Raw genomic sequence first — 19,434 nt, forward strand, 5'->3', positions numbered from 1 at the left:
CCATGCGCAACCGCGTGGGGCACGGCACTCGCAGTGTTGCGAGCACCGTGACCGCCGCCCTGGCCGCCGTCGCACTCGTCGCCGTTCTGGCGGCCTGCGGACAGGAGGCCCGCGGCGGCAGCCGCTACGAACCGGAGGGCGGCAAGGGGTCGACCGTCGGCCTGGCCATGCCGACCAAGTCGTCCGAACGCTGGATCGCCGACGGCCGGAACATGGCCGAGGAGTTCCGCAAGGCCGGGTACAAGACCGATCTGCAGTACGGCGACGACACGGTGGAGAACCAGATCGCCCAGATCGAGAACATGATCACCAAGGGACACGAACTCCTGGTCGTGGCGGCCATCGACGGTTCGGCGCTGACGAACGTGCTCCAGCGTGCCGAGGACGCCGGTACCCGGGTGATCGCCTACGACCGGCTCATCATGGGCACCGAGCACGTCGACGGGTACGCCTCGTTCGACAACGAGCGGGTCGGCCGCCTGCAGGGGCAGTACATCGTGGACGCACTGGAACTCGAGGACCGTCCGAACGAGACCTTCACGATCGAGCTGTTCGCCGGTTCGCCGGACGACAACAACACCCGCTATTTCTGGAACGGCGCCATGAGCGTGTTGCGGCCGTACCTGGAGAGCGGCCGGCTCGAGGTCCGCAGCAAGCAGACGCGGATGAACCAGGCCACGACGTTGCGCTGGGACGGCGGTACCGCCCAGAAGCGCATGGACGACCTGATCAGCCGCCACTACGGCACCACTCGGCTCGACGCGGTGCTCTCGCCCTACGACGGCATCTCCATCGGTGTCCTCTCGGCGCTCAAGAGCGCAGGGTACGGCGGCAAGAACCAGCCGTTCCCCGTGGTCACCGGGCAGGACGCCGAACTCGCGTCGATCAAGTCGATCGTGGCGGGCCAGCAGACCCAGACCGTGTTCAAGGACACCCGCGAACTCGCCGACCAGGCGGTGCGGATGGGCGACGCGCTGCTGACCGGCACGAAGCCGGAGTTCAACAACACGACCGACTACGACAACGGCGCGAAGGTCGTGCCTGCCTACCTGCTCGACCCCGTCAGCATCGACGAGTCGAACGTGCAGCTGCTCGTCGACGAGGGCTACTACAAGGCGGGGCAGATCGAATGACCGCGACCGAGAGTGACGACACGACCGGGAGCGACGACACCACCGGGAGCGCGAGCGGCCGCAGCGAGACCGCGCCGGTGCTGGAGATGCAGGGCATCACGAAGACGTTCCCCGGCGTCACGGCGCTGGCCGGCGTCGACCTGGCCGTGCGGCCGCGGGAGATCCACGCCGTGTGCGGCGAGAACGGCGCGGGCAAGTCGACGCTGATGAAGGTGCTCAGCGGCGTCCATCCGCACGGCAGCTACGACGGGGAGATCGAGTTCCGGGGCGAACCGGTCGCGTTCCGCGGCATCACCGAGAGCGAGCGCCGCGGCATCGTCATCATCCACCAGGAACTGGCGCTCGTGCCGGAGCTGTCGATCGCCGAGAACATCTTCCTCGGCAACGAGCGGTCGACCCGCGGCATCATCAGCTGGGGCGGCACGTTGAGTGCCGCGGCGAGGTTGCTTCGCCGGGTGGGCCTGCCCGACAACCCGCGCACGCGGGTGGCCGAACTGGGCGTCGGCAAGCAACAGCTCGTCGAGATCGCGAAGGCGCTGTCGAAGGACGTCGAACTGCTCATCCTCGACGAGCCGACGGCGGCGCTCAACGACGAGGACAGCCGGAACCTGCTGCGGCTGATCCTGGACCTACGCGACCAGGGCATCGCGTGCATCGTCATCTCGCACAAGCTGGAGGAGATCCGGCGCATCGCCGACTCGGTGACGATCCTGCGCGACGGGCGCAGCGTCGAGACGTTGCCGGTGCGGGACACGCCGGACGCCGAGCCGGAGCTGTCCGAGGAACGCATCATCCGCGGCATGGTCGGACGTGACCTCGGCAGTCGTTTCCCGGAGCGGCGTCCCTACCGGGGTGACGGCGCGGGGGAGGTCGCCTTCGAGGTGTCCGGGTGGACCGTCCGCCACCCCGCGGAGCCGCGGACGGTCGTCGACGACGTGTCGCTGACCGTGCGCCGCGGCGAGATCGTCGGCGTCGCCGGGCTGATGGGTGCGGGCCGGACCGAACTGGCCATGAACGTGTTCGGCCGTAGCTACGGCGTCCACGAGGGCGGAACCGTTGCGGTGCACGGAAAACCGGTACGCACCCGGACCGTGCCCGAGGCGATCTCCCACGGCATCGCCTACGTCACCGAGGACCGCAAGACGTTCGGGCTGAACCTCATCGACACGGTGCACCGCAACATCTCGCTCACGTCGCTGCCGGGGATGACCCGTCGAGGCGCCGTCGACGAGCACAGGGAACAGCAGGTGGCCGAGCGCTACCGCGAGTCGATGAACATCAAGACCCCCACGGTGTTCGAACCGGTCGAGCGGCTCAGCGGCGGCAACCAGCAGAAGGTCGTGCTGAGCAGGTGGATCCACGCCGGACCGGACGTGCTCATCCTCGACGAGCCGACCCGCGGCATCGACGTCGGCTCGAAGTTCGAGATCTACACCGTGATCGAACGGCTGGCCGCCGAGGGCAAGGCCGTGCTGTTCATCTCGTCCGAACTCCCGGAACTGCTGGGGATGTGCGATCGGATCTACACGATGTCGGCGGGACGGCTGACCGGTGAGGTCGGCCGCGAGGACGCCACGCAGGAATCGCTCATGCGGTACATGACCATGGATACCGAACCGAAGGTCCGCACATGACCACGACACAAGACCGTACCCCCGACGCGCCGGCTCCGGATCATCTTCCCGGACAGCGGTCCACGGGCGGGATCCTGCTCGATCTCGCGCGCAACAACGTGCGCCAGTACGGCATGCTGATCGCACTGGCTCTGATCGTCCTGCTGTTCCAGATCTGGACCGACGGGACGTTGCTGCTCCCCAGCAACGTCTCCAACCTGGTGCAGCAGAACAGCTACATCCTCATCCTGGCCGTCGGCATGATGATGGTGATCGTCGCCGGGCACATCGACCTGTCCGTCGGCTCCCTGGTCGCCTTCGTCGGCGCGATAGCCGCCGTGATGATGGTCGACTACGACCTGCCCTGGGTGGTGGCGCTGGTGCTGTCGCTCGTCGTCGGCGCTGTCGCGGGTGCATGGCAGGGATTCTGGATCGCCTACGTCGGCATTCCGTCGTTCATCGTCACGCTGGCGGGCATGCTGCTCTTTCGGGGCGCGACCCAGATCGTCCTCGAAGGACAGTCGGTGGCCCCGTTCCCGCAGGGGTTCCAGCAGATCGCGCAGGGCTTCATCCCGGAGATGGGCCCGTACACCCAGTACCACAACCCGACGCTCGTGCTGGGCCTGCTGGCGGTCGTGGCGCTGCTCGTGCAGCAGATCCGGGGCCGGCGGCGGCAGGCGGCCCACGACCTCACGGTGCTGCCCTTCCCGCTGTTCGTGGCCAAGTGTGTCGCGATGGCGGCCGCGGTCGTGGTCGTCGCGCTCACCCTCGCCAGCTACCACGGTGTCCCGGTCGTGCTGCTGATCCTGTGCGGCCTGGTGCTCCTGCTGGGCTACGTGATGCGCAACGCTGTGATCGGCAGGCACATCTACGCACTCGGCGGGAACCGGGAGGCCGCGAAGCTCTCCGGCGTCCGCGACAAGCGCGTGACGTTCCTGGTGTTCGTCAACATGGGCGTGCTGGCTGCACTGGCCGGTTGCGTGTACGCGGCGCGGCTCAACGCGGCCACCCCGCAGGCCGGCCTCATGTTCGAGCTCGAGGCGATCGCCGCCGCGTTCATCGGCGGCGCGTCGATGCGCGGCGGTGTCGGCACCGTCGTGGGCGCGGTGATCGGTGGCCTGGTGCTGGGCGTGCTGAACAACGGCATGTCGCTGCTCGGGATCGGCACCGACGTCCAGCAGGTGATCAAGGGCCTGGTGCTGCTGGCGGCCGTCGGGTTCGACGTGTGGAACAAGCGCAGGGCCGCGACGACGACCTGAGACGACGACCTGAGCGGGGGCCGGCTCAGCCTGCGAACGCGGGCTGGGCCAGGCCCGCGCCGGCGTCCGGCACCACGAACACCGAGCCGGCCTCGGCGGGCGGCTGCTCCTGATCGACCCGCGCGGTCGTGACGTACAGATCGGACAGTGCAGGCCCCGCGAACGCACACGCCGTCGGGTGGCTCACCGGAAGCGCAACGGTCCGGTCGAGCCGCCCGTCGGGTGTGTACCTCCGGACGGCGCCGCCCGACCACAACGCGATCCACACGCACCCGTCGGCGTCCACGCAGAGTCCGTCGGGAAACCCCGCCCCCTTCTCGACGACGGCCAGCGGCCTGCGCCCGGACACGGAGAGATCGGCGGCGACGTCGAACACGTCGATCCGCCGGGTGGGGGTGTCGACGTAGTACATCGCCCGCCCGTCGGGGCTCCACCCCGTGCCGTTGCTGACGGTCACGTCCGCGAGCACGGTCGCCGACGAGCCGTCCGCGGCGAACCGGGTCAGCGTGCCGCCTCCGGGGGTCTCGTCGTAGCGCACCGTGCCCGCCCAGAGGGCGCCGTCCGGGGCGACGGCCGCGTCGTTGCCGCGGCGTCCCGCCACGGGTTCGTGGTGCAGCCACCGGAAGGCCGCCGCCGAGTCGTAGAGGCCGATGCCGTCACGCAGGTTCACCACCAGTCCGCGCCCGCCCGCACGCGGTTTGGCCGCGCCCACGTGCTGGCCCGTCTCCAGCGCGCTCGTCGCACCGGTGGCCGGGTCGTAGGTGTGCACGCGTGCGGACAGGATGTCGACCCAGACGAGCCGCTGCGCGTCGGGATCCCACGTGGGCCCCTCACCGAGCAGGGCCTCCGCGGGGATCGCGACCTCCGGCCCGCTCACGGCGTGCCCCGGTGGCCGAGGCGGGCCGACAGGTCGGCGGCGCCCTTCACCGCGAGCCGTTCCAGCTCGGGGGCGCGCTCCTCGTCCCACCGGACCGTGGGCACGGAGATACTCAGCGCGGCGACGACCGCGCCGGAGGAGTCCCGGACGGGCGCGGCCACGCAGTGCACGTCCGGATTGGACTCCCGGTCCTCGACGGCGATGCCGCGGGTGCGCATCTCGGCGAGGTGCTCACGCAGGACGGACGGGGAGGTGATGCTGTGCTCGGTCATCGCGGTCAACGGCGTGTCGGGCGGGATGCGTTCGTCGAGGACGTCGCGGGGGAGCATGGCCAGCAGCATCTTGCCGACGGCCGTGCAGTGGGCGGGCAGTCTGCGGCCCGCCGCGGACACCATGCGCACGGCATGGGTGCTGTCGACCTTGGCGATGTAGATGACGTCCGCGTCCTCGAGGATCGCCACGTGCACCGTCTCGTCGCAGGTCCGGGCGATCTCGGCGGCGACCTGTCTGCCCTCGGCCGCGAGGTCGAGCTGCTCGGCGTAGCGACTGCCCAGCTGGTAGGTGCGCACGCCGAGCCGGTAGCAGCCCGACCGGTCGGGGGCCGGAACGAGGTAGCCGCGCGCGGTCAGCGTGCTCACCAGCTCGTGCACGGTGGTGCGCGGCAACCCGAGCCGCCGGGTCATCTCGGGCGGCGACAGCACGGCGTCACCGCCGAGGAACAGCTCGAGCACGTCCAGTGCCCTCGCGACGGCAGGCACCTGGCGTCCCATGGCTACCCCTGTGGTCGGTACGGCGTGTTCGGTACGAGGGAGTGTTCGGTATCGCGAACGTCTGTCGAAATACCGAACACAGGATACGCCGTGGAATGCCTCCGGACCAGGAGAGCGTGGCCGACGGCGCGAATCGCGGGCCGCGACGGCCTTCGGTCACCACGGCGGGCCTACAGGGCAACGGTGGCCCGCCTGCGGGCTCACCAGCCGCGCTCGCGCCACTCCGGCAGTTTCGGGCGCTCGGCGCCGAGGGTCGAGTCGTCACCGTGGCCCGGGTAGAACCAGGTCTCGTCCGGCAACTCGCCGAACACCCGCGACTCGACGTCGTCGAGCAGCGAGCGGAATTCTTCCTCCGAGTTGGTCTTGCCCACACCGCCCGGGAACAGCGAGTCACCGGTGAACAGATGGGGGTGGCCGGCAGGGTCGCGGTACAGCAGCGCGATCGAACCTGGGGTGTGCCCGCGCAGGTGGACGACCTCGAGGGTGACGTCGCCGACCGACAGCGTGTCGCCGTGCTCCACCAGGTGATCCGGCGGCACGGGCAGCGGGTCGGCGTCGGCGGGGTGCGCCGCGGTGTACGCGCCGTTCGCGCCCGCCACCGCACCGAGCGCCTGCCAGTGGTCGCCGTGCTGGTGCGTGGTGACGATCGTGCGCAGCGTCGGCCGGTCCTCGGCGTGGCCGATGAGGTCCGAGATGCGCTCCGGGTCGGCCGCGGCGTCGATCAGCAGTGCCTCGTTGGTCGCTCGGCACACCAACAGGTACGCGTTGTTGTCCATGGGGCCGACCGACAGCTTCGTGATGGTCAGCGCATCGAGCGTGCGGCGGGCGGCGTCCCCGCCCGGCTCGACGTGACCGGTGTAGGACTCGACGACGTTCACGCTCCACACCGTATTACGTGCCCGCGCTCGGTGGCGACCGGTGTCGTCGCTACAGTCCCTGGTCCGGACCAGGTCGCACCGGACGGGCGGGCGGCGGAGTCGGAGGGGGAGCGACGTGACGGCAGCGACGGGCCGGCCTGCCCCCACGAACAGGCGGATGAGCTGGGACGTCATCCGGGTCGTCGCGATCACGTTCGTCGTCGCGGGCCACGTCACGGGCGGGGCCGAACTCATCCCGGACGTCGATCCGTACCCGGTGTCCTTGCGGGTCCCGTTCGGCACCTTCACGTTGCTGGTCCTGTCCGGCTACTTCATGGGGCCGACCCTGCGCAAGCTCCGGCCCGGGCGCTGGCTGCACGCGCGACTGGCGCGGATCCTGCCCGCCTACGTGGTCGCGATGCTGGTCACGTTCCTCGTGCTGCGGATCGTGGCGCCGGTGTTCAACGGCGACGCGGACGGCCCGTGGTATCTGCCGGGTGCCGGTGACCTGGTGCGGAACCTGCTGCTGGTGCAGGAGTGGACCGGGAACATGCACCGTCGGATCGACGCGTCGTACTGGACGCTGCCGGTGCAGGTCGCGGCGTTCACCGCGGCGGCGCTGCTGTGCTGGTACTGGCGCCGCTCGTGGCGCCATCGGCTGCAGCCCGCGGTCGCGGTGTGGGGAGTGATCGGCGTCTCGGCCGTCTCACCGGTGCTGAGCGGGATCGCGCAGGTCGTGCCGACGGCGACGGGGCTGTACTTCGCGCACCTGTTCGCGGCGGGCGCGGCGATCTGGCTCTGGTCGCAGCGCCGGTTCGCCGGGCCGAACCTCGCGGCCGTGCTGGCGGCCGTCCTGGGCCTGCAGCTGTTCCGGTCGAGCGAGCCGCAGTGGCTGATCGTGGCCTGCCTCGGAGCGATGCTGGGCCTGATGTGCCTGGCGGCGCGCGGTCCGGACTGGGGCCGGGTGCTGGGCCTGCTGCGCAGGCCGATCTCGTGGCTCGCCGGCATCAGCTTCGGCATCTACCTCGTGCACCAGAAGCTCGGGTACGTCGTCGCTCGGGTGCTCACCGGGCTGGAGATCGAGCCGTGGTGGCTGCGGATGGGGCTCGTGCTCTCCGCGATCGTGCTGGCGGCGTGGGCGCTCACGGTGTTCGTGGAACGTCCGCTGTACCGGCTGCTGGGCCCGTCGGCACGGGCCGCGCCCGCCGTCGGCGCGCGAACATCGCCGGGGTGCGGCCGCCCTCCGGGATCAGTTCCGAGGGCACCCGTGATGCCACCGGAACGGGCGACCGACGCCCCGCGCCGACCGGTGACGGCGGGCCTGTCGCTCCCGACGACAGGCCCGGTGACGAGGCGCTCCGCACCCGCGGCTGAGGGCGGCGGGTGACGGCGCCGCGGATTCTGTCGGGGGTGCGACCTAGCATGGAGGGCGCCGGGGCCCGCCGTCCGCTCGCCCCGTGCCCGACCTCGCGTCACGCGGGCCCGGTCGTCGCCGGGGCCCGCACCGCCATGCACCAGTGAAGGGACCATCGCCGGTGGCTGACAGTCTTGTAATCCGCGGCGCCCGCGAGCACAACCTGCGCGGGATCGACATCGACCTGCCGCGCGACAGCCTCATCGTGTTCACGGGACTGTCCGGATCCGGCAAGTCGAGCCTGGCGTTCGACACGATCTTCGCGGAGGGGCAGCGGCGCTACGTCGAATCGCTGTCGGCCTACGCGCGGCAGTTCCTCGGCCAGATGGACAAACCCGACGTCGACTTCATCGAAGGGCTCTCACCCGCGGTGTCGATCGACCAGAAGTCCACGTCGCGGAACCCGCGCTCGACCGTCGGCACGATCACCGAGGTCTACGACTACCTGCGGCTGCTGTACGCCCGTGCGGGCAAGGCGCACTGCCCGCAGTGCGGGGAGGCGATCAGCAAGCAGACGCCGCAGCAGATCGTCGACCAGGTGCTGGACATGGAGGCCGAGGTGCGCTTCCAGGTCCTCGCACCGGTGGTGCGCGGCCGCAAGGGCGAGTACGTCGACCTGTTCTCCAACCTCCAGCAGCAGGGCTACGCGCGGGCGCGGGTGGACGGCACCGTGTACTCGCTGACCGAGCCGCCGAAGCTGAAGAAGCAGGAGAAGCACGACATCGGCGTCGTCGTCGACCGGCTCAAGGTCAAGCCGAGCGCCAAGCAGCGGCTCACCGACTCGGTGGAGACCGCGCTGCGCCTGGCCGACGGGCTCGTCGAGCTCGAGTTCGTCGACCTGCCCGAGGACGACCCGCACCGCATCCGCGGTTTCTCCGAGAACCTCGCCTGCCCGAACGGCCATGCCCTCCAGGTCGAGGACCTCGAACCGCGGTCGTTCTCGTTCAACTCGCCCTACGGTGCCTGCCCCGACTGCACGGGCATCGGCGTCCGCAAGGAGGTCGACCCGGAGCTGATCGTCCCGGACGAGGACCTCCCGCTCGGCGACGGCGCCATCCAGCCGTGGAGCGGTGGCCAGAGCGCGGACTACTTCGAGCGGCTGCTGACGTCGCTGTCGGAGGCGATGGGCTTCCGCATGGACACGCCGTGGCGCAAGCTGCCCGCGAAGGTGCAGAAGGCGGTGCTCTACGGCGTGGACGAGCAGGTCCACGTGCAGTACCGCAACCGGTACGGCAGGCGGCGCAGCTACTACGCCAACTTCGAAGGCGTCATCCCGTTCCTCGAACGGCGGCACGAGCAGACCGAGTCGGAGCACACGCGGGAACGCTACGAGGGCTACATGCGGGAGGTGCCCTGTCCGTCGTGTCAGGGCACGCGGCTGAAGCCGGAGATCCTCGCGGTCACCCTGGAGCACTCCGAGTACGGCGAGCGTTCGATCGCCGACGTCTGCGCCCTGTCGGTGTCCGAGGCCTCGGAGTTCCTCGACGGGCTCGTGCTCGGCGAGCGACAGGCGATGATCGCGGGAGCGGTGCTCAAGGAGATCCAGGCCCGGCTGCACTTCCTGCTCGACGTCGGCCTCGACTACCTCTCGCTCGACCGCGGCGCCGGCACGCTCTCCGGCGGCGAGGCCCAGCGCATCCGGCTGGCCACGCAGATCGGCTCCGGCCTCGTCGGCGTGCTGTACGTGCTCGACGAGCCGTCGATCGGCCTGCACCAGCGCGACAACCAGCGCCTGATCGACACGCTCAGCAGGCTGCGCGACCTCGGCAACACGCTCATCGTCGTCGAACACGACGAGGACACCATCAAATCCAGCGACTGGGTCGTCGACATCGGCCCCGGTGCGGGCGAGCACGGCGGCAGGGTCGTGCACAGCGGGCCGTACTCGAAGCTGGTCAAGAGCAAGAAGTCGATCACCGGCGACTACCTGGCGGGCCGCAAGGAGATCCCGGTTCCGGAGATCCGCAGGCCGGTGAACAAGAAGCGCCAGTTGACGGTCGTCGGCGCCCGCGAGCACAACCTGCGCGGGATCGACGTCTCGTTCCCGCTCGGCACGATGATCTCCGTGACCGGGGTGTCCGGTTCGGGCAAGTCGACGCTGGTCAACGAGATCCTGGCGACGGTGCTGGCGAACAAGCTCAACAACGCCCGCCAGGTGCCCGGCAGGCACACCCGGGTGAACGGACTGGGCAACGTCGACAAGCTGGTGCGCGTCGACCAGTCGCCGATCGGCCGCACCCCGCGTTCCAACCCGGCGACCTACACCGGCGTGTGGGACCGGCTGCGCAAGCTGTTCGCCGAGACGACCGAGGCGAAGGTGCGCGGTTACCAGGCGGGCCGGTTCTCCTTCAACGTCAAGGGCGGACGCTGCGAGGCATGCGCGGGCGACGGCACACTGAAGATCGAGATGAACTTCCTGCCCGACGTCTACGTGCCGTGCGAGGTGTGCAAGGGCGCCCGGTACAACCGCGAGACCCTCGAGGTGCACTACAAGGGCAAGACGGTCGCCGAGGTCCTCGACATGCCGATCGAGGAGGCCGCCGAGTTCTTCGAACCCATCAAGCCGATCCACCGGTACCTGTCGACCCTGGTCGACGTCGGCCTCGGGTACGTGCGGCTCGGCCAGCCCGCGCCGACGCTGTCGGGCGGCGAGGCCCAGCGGGTCAAACTGGCCAGCGAACTGCAGAAGCGGTCCACCGGACAGACCGTCTACATCCTCGACGAACCCACGACGGGCCTGCACTTCGAGGACATCCGCAGGCTGCTCGACGTCGTGCAGGGCCTGGTCGACAAGGGCAACACGGTGATCGTCATCGAGCACAACCTCGACGTGATCAAGACCTCGGACTGGGTCGTCGACATGGGACCCGAGGGCGGCAGTGGCGGCGGCACCCTCGTCGCCGAGGGCACGCCCGAGGACGTCGCGGCCAACCCGGACAGCTACACCGGCCGGTTCCTCAAGCCGTACCTCGACCGCTGACGGCGGCCCCCGGACGCCGGTCTCGACCGGGATACCGGCTTCGACTGGAATACTGGTCTCGACTGGAATACTGGGGACGTGCCGCTGAACCGCTATCAGTTCCGCACCACCTGGCTGGTGCCGTCGTCGTCGGGAGCCGTCTTCGCGGCCCTGGTCGACCTTGCAGGGTATCCGGTCTGGTGGCCGGACGTCCGGTCCGTGACCAAAGTGGACGACGACACCGCTGAGCTGGTCTGCCGTGCCACGCTGCCCATGGCGTTGCGGTTGCGCATGACCCGCGTCGAGGAGAACGAGTCCGCGGGGCGGGTCGCCGTGGCGTTGTCCGGTGATCTCGAAGGCACTCTGACCGGGCGGCTCGCCGCGGGCGGCCGGGGCACGCTCCTCGAGATCCGCCAGCAGGTGGTGGCGCGGAAGCCGGTGCTACGGGCCTTGTCGCCCGTGGCGCATCCGGCGTTCCGGCTCAACCACGCTCTGATGATGCGCCGCGGGCTGCGCGGATTGCGCGCCCACCTCGCGGCCACCTCGAGCTGAGTCCGAACACCGGCGGGCCCGCGCGCCGGGGTGGGTGCGCGGGCCCGCCGGTGTTCGGCAGCGATCAGACCGTCGCGGGCTGCCTGTCCTGCGGGTCGGTCGCGGCGCTTCCGCCCTGGCTCCCACCGGCCCGGTCGCCTCCCGATCCGTCGGTGTCCGAGGAGTCGTGGTCGTCGACCAGCGTCGACTCGTTGAACGGAGCCTGCTTCGTCAGCACCCTGTGCAGTTGCTCGCGGTCGAGGCTCTTCGTCACCGATCCGATGAGGACGGTGGCCACCGCGTTGCCCGCGAAGTTCGTCAGCGCGCGGGCCTCCGACATGAAGCGGTCGATGCCGAGGATGAACCCGACGCCGTCGACCAGCTCGGGCCGGTGCGACTGCAGACCGCCCGCGAGGGTGGCGATGCCGGCGCCGGACACGCCCGCCGCACCCTTCGACGCGATGATCATGAACACGAGCAACGAGATCTGCTCGCCGATCGACAGCGGGCTGCCCTGCGCCGTGGCGATGAACAGGGTCGCCATCGTCAGGTAGATCGCCGTGCCGTCCAGGTTGAACGAGTACCCCGTCGGCACCGTGATGCCGACGACCGGTTTCGACACACCGAGGTGCTCCATCTTCGCGATGAGCCGCGGCAGCGCCGATTCCGACGACGACGTGGACACGATCAGCAGGAACTCGCGTCCCAGGTAGCCGAGCAGCTTGACGATGTTCACGCGGGCGCCGAGCCAGAGCACGGTGCCGAGCACGACGAAGATGAACAGCAGGCAGGTCACGTAGAACCCGATCATGATCACGGCCAGGCTGCGCAGCGCCTCCCAGCCGGTCTCACCGACCACGGCGGCGATCGCGCCGAACGCGCCGACCGGAGCGACCCACATGATCATGGCGAGGACGCGGAACACGAGCCGCTGAATGTGCTCGATCCCCCGCAGCACCGGCTTGCCCGCGTCGCCCATCTTCTGGAGCGCGAACCCGACGAGCAGCGCGACGAGCAGTGTCTGCAGCACGGAGCCGTCGGTGAACGCCGACACCATCGACTCGGGGATGATCCCGAGCAGGAAGTCGACGGTTCCCTCACCGCCTTCGGACGCCTGGCTCTGCACTTCGGACACCGCGTTCGGGTCGAGCCGCATGCCCTCGCCGGGGTGCAGGATGTTGCCGACGACCAGGCCGATGCCGAGCGCGAACGTCGACATCACCAGGAAGTAGCCGATCGCGAGGACGCCGACCTTGCCGACGCTCGCGGCCTTCGCGACCGAGCCGATGCCCAGCACGATGGTGCAGAAGATGATCGGGCTGATCATCATCTTGATCAGGTCGACGAAGCCGCTGCCGAGCGGTTTCAGATTCGTTGCGACGTCGGGAAATGCGAAACCGACGACGACGCCGAGCGCGACGGCGACGATCACGAAGATGTACAGGTAGTGCATCTTGTCGCGGCGTTTCGGCGCCTGCTCGGTGGCCTCGGGCTCCGTCGTGGACGGTTCGGGCAACGTTGCCTCCTCACGGAATATCGCCTGCGATGAAACGCCGTGGCGGGCGCGCTACGACGAGCGCGGACACCGTGCGCGAACACGGCCGGGCGCCACGGAGATCACCGCTGGATTCGCCGAGTGACTATCGGCGCCGCCGCGAGCGAAGTCCACCTTGTGTTCATTTCGTTCGCGGGCGCCTGGTCTCATGGGAGTCGTGCGTGTTCGATCCGCTGCGCGGCAGGGAAAAGGGAGCCTGGCGCGGCAGCTGCTGGTGTTGCAGCTGGTCGTGGTGGCCGTGCTGGTCGCGGTCGGCGCGGTCCTGGCGTACGTCGATGCGTCGCAGGCCACGGAGGACGCGGCGGCCGAGGAGGTCGTGTCCGTCGCGGCGACGCTGGCCGACTCGCCGGACGTGCCCGAGGCCGTGGCCGGTACGGATCCGAGCCGGGCGCTGCAGCCGTTCGCCGAGCAGGTCCGGGCCGACACGGGCGTGGACTTCATCACGATCATGGCTCCCGATCGGACCCGCTTCACGCATCCGGATCCGCGGCGCATCGGCGAACCGTTCATCGGCACGATCGCCCCGGCACTGCGGGGGCGGTTGTTCACCGAGACCTACGCGGGCACCCTCGGCCCGTCGGTGCGCGCGGTCGCTCCGGTACGTGACGCGCGCGGCCGGATCGTGGCGCTCGCCGCGGTCGGCATCACCGTGGAGGCACTCTCGGAACAGCTCACGGGTCGCCTCGCCGTCGTCGCGGGAGTGGCGGGTGGCGTACTGCTGATCGGTGGCGCCGGCAGCTACCTGGTGAGCAGGCGGCTCGCGCGGCAGACCCGCGGCGTCGCCCCCGCCGAGCTGTCGTCGATGTTCGAGTACTACGAGGCGATCCTGCGGTCGGTGCGGGAAGGCCTGGTGCTCGTCGGCCGCGACGGCGACGTGGTGCTGTGCAACGACGCGGCCCGCGACCTGCTCGGTCTGCTCGGCGACCCCGCGGGCTCGGCCGTGGCCGACCTCGACCTCGCCGCCGACCTCGCGCGCACGTTGACGTCCCGCGAGCCGGCCACCGACGAACTGCATGTCACCGACACGCGGGTGCTGCTCGTGAACACGGCACCCGTGCACTCGCGGGACCGGGCGATGGGCAACGTCGTGACACTCCGCGACCACACGGACCTGGAGCAGCTCACCGGTGAGCTCGACACGGTGCGGGGCTTCGCCGAGTCGTTGCGCTCACAGGCCCACGAATCGGCGAACCGCCTGCACGCGGTGGTGTCGCTCGTCGAACTCGGCCGCACCGACCAGGCCGTGGAGCTGGCGACCGCCGAGCTGGAGACCGCGCAGCAGCTGACCGACCGGGTGGTCGGTGCCGTCTCCGAGCCGGTTCTGGCCGCGCTGCTGCTGGGCAAGTCCAGCGAGGCAGCCGAACGCGGCGTCGAGCTCACGCTGAGCCCCGACAGTGCGATGGACGACACCGCGCCCGCCGCGGGCGCCAGGGACCTCATCACGATCCTCGGCAACCTGATCGACAACGCGGTCGACGCGGCGGTCGACAACGCGGGGGAGCGGGCGCCCCGCGTGGTCGTCACCGTGTGCGACGACGGGACGGAACTGTTGCTGCGCGTCGCCGACAGCGGGGCGGGCCTGACGCCGGACGCGGTGCCGGACGTCTTCCGGAGGGGCTGGTCGACCAAGCCGGGCGGGACCACCGGCGACCGCGGACTGGGCCTGGCGCTCGTGGGGCAGACGGTGCGCCGCCACGGCGGTTCCGTCGACGTCGGCGAGGACGACGGAGCCGTGTTCACCGTGCGGCTGCCGCGCGGAGCGGGCCGGGACGGGGACGCGGACTGAGCGGTCGGCGGTAGGCTGCGCGGCAGGATGATTGCGGTGCTGGTGGTGGAGGACGACCCGGTCGCGGCCGAGGCGCACCGCGCGTACGTCGAGCGGGTCGCCGGATTCACCGTCGCCGGCGTCGTCCACTCGGGGGCCGAGACGGTGCGGTTCTGCCGTGCCCACCCCGTCGACCTCGTCCTGCTGGACTTCTACCTGCCGGACACGCACGGACTCGCCGTCTGCCGGACGCTGCGGGCCGAGGGCAACACCGTCGACGTCATCGCGGTCACGTCGGCCCGCGATCTGGGCGTCGTGCGTGCCGCGGTCTCCGCGGGCGTCGTGCAGTACCTGCTGAAACCGTTCACGTTCGCGGCGCTGCGCGACAAACTCGACAGCTACGCCCGGTTCCGTGACAGCGCCGCCCGGTCCGGCGAGGTCGACGGCCAGGCCGAGGTCGACCGGATGCTCGCCACGCTGCGCACCACCGAGCACGTCGCGTTGCCGAAGGGCATGAGCGGGGAGACGCTCGACGCGATCTCGGCCGTGCTCGCCGACTCCGCACGCGAGTGTCCCGACGGCGGGGACGGCGACGGCGAGGGCCTGTCGGCGGCCGCCGTGGCCGATGCCGTCGGCGTGGCCCGCGTGACCGCGCGCCGCTACCTGGAGTACCTCGCCGACAACGGATTGGCCCGCCGCAAACCGCACTACGGCGGGGTCGGCAGGCCCGAGGTGCGCTACACGGCGATGTCGCGGAAGGCCTGACGGCGGGGCGGGTCGGCGTCGGTGTCGGCCAGGCGAGGGGCGAATGCGCGGCACCACGCCCACAGCCGCTCCGCGTCGACGTCGATCAGCGCGGCGAGCTCCTCGGCCGCAGGCCGCCACCGGGACGGGTCGGCGAGAAGTACCCAGTCGATCGCGTCGGACGCCGGATCGGCGAAGCCGGGCCGCGGGTCGATGGCGACGAGCCCCCGCGGGCCCGCCGCCAGAACGTTCCCGGGGTGCAGGTCACCGTGCGCGAGTACGACCCGGGGCGGACTCGCCGCGAGTTCGGCGGCGAGGGCGCGGCCGCGGTCGAGCGCCGCCACCCGGTCCGCATCGCCCGCCGCACGACTCCGCCACAGGTCGAACAGCAGCTCCGTGCGCTCGGCCTGCGGACGGAACGCGAACGCCTCGGAGCGGGCGGCGTCGCCCTCTGCGGCCGCGGGTTCGGAGGTGCCGGGACCGGGGTCCCGGGCAGTGGAGGGCGTGCCGGGGTAGGGCCTGTCGCCAGGGGCCTCGGCGGCGGATGGTTCGCCGTCGAACGCATCGGCAACGGCCTGCGCCGGTGTCCGGCCGTGGAGGTCGCGGATCAGTGCGGCGACGTCCCGGAGTGCGGGCGCGGTCGCGGCGTCGGCGAGGGTCGTCTCCGACGGCATCGCCTCGAGCAGCAGCGCATCGCCTGCGTCGGCGTACACCGCCGGCACCCGGCCCGACGGCTGCCAGAGGCGGAGCGCCGCCGCCTCCGTCCGAGCGATGGCGGGGTCGGGCGTCAACTTGAGGATCGCCGGGCCTTCCGGGGCGTGGCAGCGGACGACGAGGGACGTGTTGCCGCTGCCCACCGGTTCCGCGAGAACGAGGTCCCAGCGTCCGGTCAGTGTGTCCAGCCGGTCGGGCAGTCCCGCCCACCACGTGTCGGCGGCAGCCCCGAACCGGGCGCGGAGCCGGTCGCGGGCCGCCGCGGAGCGGGGCGAGGAGAGGTCCACGGCGCCGGCCTCGTTGCGGGTGGTCAGTGCACCGGGCCGGTGTACTTCTCGCCGGGTCCCTGGCCGGGGGCGTCGGGCACCGTCGAGGCCTCGCGGAACGCCTTCTGCAGCGACTGCAGCCCGTCCCGCAGGGGAGCGGCGTGCACGCCGAGGTACTCCGCCGAGGCGGTGATCAGGCCCGCCAGTGCGGTGATGAGCCTGCGGGCCTCGTCCAGGTCGCGTCGCGGGCTGCTCTCCGGGTCCTCGTCCGCGAGTCCGAGGCGCTCGGCCGCCGCCGACAGCAGCATCACGGCGGCGCGGCTGATGACCTCGACGCTGGGGATCTCGTCGAGCTCGCGCACGGCGTCGATCGGGTCGGTGGCGCCGGCGGAGCCGGTCGCGGCGGCCACGGGATTATCGCCGGGTTCGGGTGTGTTGAAAGAGTCGTCGGCCACGTCTGGTACCCTTCCATGTGCGACCAGCTCCCGAGCAATCGGGGGCCGCAAGTGGAGCCCCGCTCCCACCCGAGTCGCCGCCATGCGAAAGGCGGCCGGGTCCGGTCCCGCGAGCACTCACCGTCCGGTGCGTACTCGCGGAACGCCCCGCAGCCACGCGGTAGCACTGCACGACAGTGAGACTGCAACACAGTGACACCGCATCACTGCGAGGCCGTGATCGGATTGATGGGCCCCGCACCGAGGTACTCAGCGTACCGGTGACCGGGGCCCGTGGTATGTGGGCACTGTGGGCACCAGGGTCGAACGAGAATCAGCGACACTTGGACCAAGGAGGCCCCATCAGCTCCGAGACGCGCATCAATGAGCGCATCCGAGTCCCCGAGGTTCGCCTTGTGGGACCGAACGGCGAGCAGGTCGGCATCGTCCGCATCGAGGACGCCCTGCGGCTCGCCGAAGAGGCCGATCTCGACCTCGTCGAGGTGGCACCGCAGGCCAAACCGCCGGTGGCTCGGCTCATGGACTACGGAAAGTTCAAGTACGAGTCCGCGCAGAAGGCCCGCGAGTCGCGCCGCAACCAGCAGATGACCGTCATCAAGGAACAGAAGCTGCGGCCGAAGATCGACCCGCACGACTACGAGACGAAGAAGGGGCACGTGTCCCGCTTCCTCGCTCAGGGCAACAAGGTCAAGGTCACGATCATGTTCCGCGGTCGCGAGCAGTCCCGCCCGGAGCTGGGATTCCGCCTGTTGGAGAGGCTGGCCGACGACGTGTCGGATCTCGCCTTCATCGAGTCGAAGCCGAAGCAGGACGGCCGCAACATGATCATGGTGCTGGCCCCGCACAAGAAGACGAAGACCAAGTCGAAGGCGACGAAGGAAGCCGAGGGCGCCGAGTCCTGACCGGCCCCGATCACGGCAGCTCGCCCGGGAGCGATACGGACGCTTCCGGGCGGCCACGTGTGCAGCACGCCGCGAGTCGGCGCGCTGCCGTTCGAAAGAGGGAAGAATGCCGAAGAACAAGACGCACAAGGGGACGGCCAAGCGCGTCCGCGTGACGGGTAAGGGCAAGCTCCGTCGTCAGCGTGTCGGCCGCCGGCACCTGATGGAGCACAAGCCGACCAAGCTCACCCGTCGCCTGGAGGGCACGACCGACGTCGCCGCGTCCGACGTGCCCCGCGTCAAGCGGCTCCTCGGCCGCTGACCCTTCCGCACCCGCCGTAACCACCGGGGCGCCGGACGCCCCCCGAACGACAGGATGGATCCGTGGCACGCGTCAAGCGGGCGGTCAACGCCCAGAAGAAGCGTCGCGCAACTCTCGACATGGCCAGCGGCTACCGCGGCCAGCGTTCGCGGCTGTACCGCAAGGCCAAGGAGCAGACGCTCCACTCGTTCCAGTACTCGTACCGGGACCGCCGTGCCCGCAAGGGTGACTTCCGCCAGCTGTGGATCACCCGCATCAACGCGGCCGCCCGGCAGAACGGCATCACCTACAACCGGCTCATCCAGGGCCTGAAGGCCGCCGGTGTCGAGGTGGACCGCAAGATCCTGGCCGAGCTCGCGGTGAACGACGCCGAGGCCTTCGCCTCGCTGGCCGAGGTGGCCAAGCAGAACGTCAACACCGACGAGAAGAAGTCGGCCTGACCGCGGCCGCGACACGACCCGGGGCTGTCACCGTGTTCACACACAAGACGCCCCGGGTCGTTGCTGCTCGGCGCCTGACCACGAAATCGGGCCGCGACGACGCCGGGCGTTTCCTCGCCGAGGGCGCCCAGGCGGTGCGCGAGGCCCTGAGCTTCGGCCGGGTGCACGAGTTGTTCGTCACCGAAGCCGCCGCGGAACGGCACGCCGATCTCCTCGCGGAGGCACCGCGGGTCTCCTACATCGACCGCAGGGCCGCGGAACTGCTGTCGGAGACGGTTTCGCCGCAGGGGCTGGTCGCGGTGTGCGACCCGGTGACGGTTCCTGTCGACGAGGCGCTCGCCGGTCGGCCGCGCCTGGTCGCGGTGCTGTGCGGTATCGCCGACCCCGGCAACGCGGGCACGGTGCTGCGCGTGGCCGACGCCGCCGGTGCCGACGCGGTCGTCTTCGCGGGCGAGGCGGTCGACGTGCACAACGGCAAGTGCGTCCGCGCCTCGACCGGCAGCCTGTTCCACCTGCCCGTCGCCAGGGAACGGGACCCGGCGGCCGTGCTCGAGGCCTGCGGTCGCGCCGGGCTGCGCACGATCGCCACCGACGGTCACGCCGAGCAGGACCTGACCGGCGCCCCGCTCGACGGCCCGATCGCGTGGCTGTTCGGCAACGAGGCCCACGGCCTGCCCGCGGAGGTGGCGGGCGCCGCGGACCTGACCGTGCGGGTCCCCATCCCCGGTCACGCCGAGAGCCTGAACCTCGCCACCGCCGCCGCGGTGTGCCTGTACGCGCGGGTCCTGCGCGGCGGGTGAACCGTCGCGGGCGCGAGCGCGCGCCCGCACGGAGGGTGACCGGGAGCAGGGCAGGGTCGGTCATTAGAATCCGATTACG

Annotated in this window: 18 protein-coding genes; 12 read left to right on the top strand and 6 right to left on the bottom strand. The window is 70.6% G+C overall.

The window, feature by feature from the left end:
* The first annotated feature begins 2 nt into the window (after nucleotides 1–2).
* From chvE to mmsB, 3 genes are all read left to right on the top strand, one after another.
* The gene (chvE, locus tag LY13_RS20595) at nucleotides 3–1,133 is read left to right on the top strand and encodes a multiple monosaccharide ABC transporter substrate-binding protein (RefSeq protein WP_253830251.1); all 1,131 of its coding nucleotides are present in this window, start codon (nucleotides 3–5) and stop codon (nucleotides 1,131–1,133) included.
* Between the two features lie 86 nt (nucleotides 1,134–1,219).
* Entirely contained in the window at nucleotides 1,220–2,767 is a 1,548-nt protein-coding gene (locus tag LY13_RS20600) for an ATP-binding cassette domain-containing protein (RefSeq protein WP_253830279.1), read from the top strand.
* Nucleotides 2,764–4,005: a multiple monosaccharide ABC transporter permease gene (mmsB, locus tag LY13_RS20605; RefSeq protein ID WP_253830252.1), complete on the top strand. Its 1,242-nt coding sequence runs from the start codon at nucleotides 2,764–2,766 to the stop codon at nucleotides 4,003–4,005. The genes LY13_RS20600 and mmsB overlap by 4 nt, the downstream gene beginning before the upstream one ends.
* Before the next feature lie 25 nt (nucleotides 4,006–4,030).
* On the opposite strand, the gene LY13_RS20610 is transcribed toward mmsB, so the two are convergent.
* From LY13_RS20610 to LY13_RS20620, 3 genes are all read right to left on the bottom strand, one after another.
* Nucleotides 4,031–4,882 carry an SMP-30/gluconolactonase/LRE family protein gene (locus tag LY13_RS20610; RefSeq protein ID WP_253830253.1) on the bottom strand — a complete coding sequence of 284 codons (852 nt, stop codon included), beginning with the start codon at nucleotides 4,880–4,882 and terminating at the stop codon, nucleotides 4,031–4,033.
* Entirely contained in the window at nucleotides 4,879–5,652 is a 774-nt protein-coding gene (locus LY13_RS20615) for an IclR family transcriptional regulator (RefSeq protein WP_253830254.1), read from the bottom strand. The genes LY13_RS20610 and LY13_RS20615 overlap by 4 nt, the downstream gene beginning before the upstream one ends.
* Before the next feature lie 200 nt (nucleotides 5,653–5,852).
* Entirely contained in the window at nucleotides 5,853–6,530 is a 678-nt protein-coding gene (locus LY13_RS20620) for an MBL fold metallo-hydrolase (RefSeq protein ID WP_253830255.1), read from the bottom strand.
* A 157-nt stretch (nucleotides 6,531–6,687) separates the two neighbouring features.
* Between LY13_RS20620 and LY13_RS20625 the strand changes: the two genes are divergently transcribed.
* From LY13_RS20625 to LY13_RS20635, 3 genes are all read left to right on the top strand, one after another.
* Entirely contained in the window at nucleotides 6,688–7,896 is a 1,209-nt protein-coding gene (locus LY13_RS20625) for an acyltransferase family protein (protein ID WP_253830256.1), read from the top strand.
* 148 nt (nucleotides 7,897–8,044) lie between these two features.
* Nucleotides 8,045–10,903, top strand: a complete 2,859-nt coding sequence (gene uvrA / locus LY13_RS20630) for an excinuclease ABC subunit UvrA (RefSeq protein WP_253830257.1) — start codon at nucleotides 8,045–8,047, stop codon at nucleotides 10,901–10,903.
* Between the two features lie 78 nt (nucleotides 10,904–10,981).
* On the top strand, nucleotides 10,982–11,434 hold the full coding sequence (locus tag LY13_RS20635; protein WP_253830258.1) for an SRPBCC family protein: 453 nt from the start codon (nucleotides 10,982–10,984) through the stop codon (nucleotides 11,432–11,434).
* Nucleotides 11,435–11,498: 64 nt separating this feature from the next.
* Here LY13_RS20635 and LY13_RS20640 read toward each other — a convergent pair whose 3' ends face one another.
* On the bottom strand, nucleotides 11,499–12,866 hold the full coding sequence (locus tag LY13_RS20640) for a cation:dicarboxylate symporter family transporter (RefSeq protein WP_253830280.1): 1,368 nt from the start codon (nucleotides 12,864–12,866) through the stop codon (nucleotides 11,499–11,501).
* 259 nt (nucleotides 12,867–13,125) lie between these two features.
* Between LY13_RS20640 and LY13_RS20645 the strand changes: the two genes are divergently transcribed.
* Together LY13_RS20645 and LY13_RS20650 are read left to right on the top strand one after the other, a co-directional pair.
* Nucleotides 13,126–14,754 carry a sensor histidine kinase gene (locus LY13_RS20645; protein WP_253830259.1) on the top strand — a complete coding sequence of 543 codons (1,629 nt, stop codon included), beginning with the start codon at nucleotides 13,126–13,128 and terminating at the stop codon, nucleotides 14,752–14,754.
* A 27-nt stretch (nucleotides 14,755–14,781) separates the two neighbouring features.
* Nucleotides 14,782–15,498, top strand: a complete 717-nt coding sequence (locus LY13_RS20650) for a response regulator (RefSeq protein WP_253830260.1) — start codon at nucleotides 14,782–14,784, stop codon at nucleotides 15,496–15,498.
* Here LY13_RS20650 and LY13_RS20655 read toward each other — a convergent pair.
* Together LY13_RS20655 and LY13_RS20660 are read right to left on the bottom strand one after the other, a co-directional pair.
* Nucleotides 15,471–16,478, bottom strand: a complete 1,008-nt coding sequence (locus tag LY13_RS20655; protein ID WP_253830261.1) for an aminoglycoside phosphotransferase family protein — start codon at nucleotides 16,476–16,478, stop codon at nucleotides 15,471–15,473. The genes LY13_RS20650 and LY13_RS20655 overlap by 28 nt on opposite strands.
* Nucleotides 16,479–16,501: 23 nt before the next feature.
* Complete coding sequence (locus tag LY13_RS20660) at nucleotides 16,502–16,912, bottom strand: DUF1844 domain-containing protein (protein ID WP_253830262.1); 411 nt, start codon at nucleotides 16,910–16,912, stop codon at nucleotides 16,502–16,504.
* 278 nt (nucleotides 16,913–17,190) lie between these two features.
* Here LY13_RS20660 and infC point away from each other — a divergent pair, with 278 nt between their 5' ends.
* From infC to LY13_RS20680, 4 genes are all read left to right on the top strand, one after another.
* A complete protein-coding gene (infC, locus tag LY13_RS20665) occupies nucleotides 17,191–17,814 on the top strand; it encodes a translation initiation factor IF-3 (protein WP_253830281.1) in 624 nt (207 codons plus the stop codon).
* Nucleotides 17,815–17,920: 106 nt separating this feature from the next.
* Nucleotides 17,921–18,115: a 50S ribosomal protein L35 gene (gene rpmI, locus LY13_RS20670; protein WP_183659239.1), complete on the top strand. Its 195-nt coding sequence runs from the start codon at nucleotides 17,921–17,923 to the stop codon at nucleotides 18,113–18,115.
* Between the two features lie 62 nt (nucleotides 18,116–18,177).
* Nucleotides 18,178–18,555, top strand: coding sequence for a 50S ribosomal protein L20 (gene rplT, locus LY13_RS20675; RefSeq protein ID WP_183659238.1), 378 nt, complete (start codon nucleotides 18,178–18,180; stop codon nucleotides 18,553–18,555).
* Nucleotides 18,556–18,587: 32 nt separating this feature from the next.
* Complete coding sequence (locus tag LY13_RS20680; RefSeq protein ID WP_253830263.1) at nucleotides 18,588–19,355, top strand: TrmH family RNA methyltransferase; 768 nt, start codon at nucleotides 18,588–18,590, stop codon at nucleotides 19,353–19,355.
* Nucleotides 19,356–19,434 lie beyond the last annotated feature (79 nt).

Origin of the sequence: Prauserella aidingensis, assembly GCF_024171865.1 — a bacterium.
GTDB lineage: Bacteria > Actinomycetota > Actinomycetes > Mycobacteriales > Pseudonocardiaceae > Prauserella > Prauserella aidingensis.

What these genes read in the sequence shown, in the direction of transcription:
- chvE (WP_253830251.1), top strand. Translation starts at nt 3, where the DNA reads ATGCGCAACCGCGTGGGGCACGGCACTCGCAGTGTTGCGAGCACCGTG.
- LY13_RS20600 (WP_253830279.1), top strand. Translation starts at nt 1,220, where the DNA reads ATGCAGGGCATCACGAAGACGTTCCCCGGCGTCACGGCGCTGGCCGGC.
- mmsB (WP_253830252.1), top strand. Translation starts at nt 2,764, where the DNA reads ATGACCACGACACAAGACCGTACCCCCGACGCGCCGGCTCCGGATCAT.
- LY13_RS20615 (WP_253830254.1), bottom strand. Translation starts at nt 5,652, where the DNA reads ATGGGACGCCAGGTGCCTGCCGTCGCGAGGGCACTGGACGTGCTCGAG.
- LY13_RS20625 (WP_253830256.1), top strand. Translation starts at nt 6,688, where the DNA reads ATGAGCTGGGACGTCATCCGGGTCGTCGCGATCACGTTCGTCGTCGCG.
- LY13_RS20640 (WP_253830280.1), bottom strand. Translation starts at nt 12,866, where the DNA reads ATGCACTACCTGTACATCTTCGTGATCGTCGCCGTCGCGCTCGGCGTC.
- LY13_RS20650 (WP_253830260.1), top strand. Translation starts at nt 14,782, where the DNA reads ATGATTGCGGTGCTGGTGGTGGAGGACGACCCGGTCGCGGCCGAGGCG.
- infC (WP_253830281.1), top strand. Translation starts at nt 17,191, where the DNA reads ATGTGGGCACTGTGGGCACCAGGGTCGAACGAGAATCAGCGACACTTG.
- rpmI (WP_183659239.1), top strand. Translation starts at nt 17,921, where the DNA reads ATGCCGAAGAACAAGACGCACAAGGGGACGGCCAAGCGCGTCCGCGTG.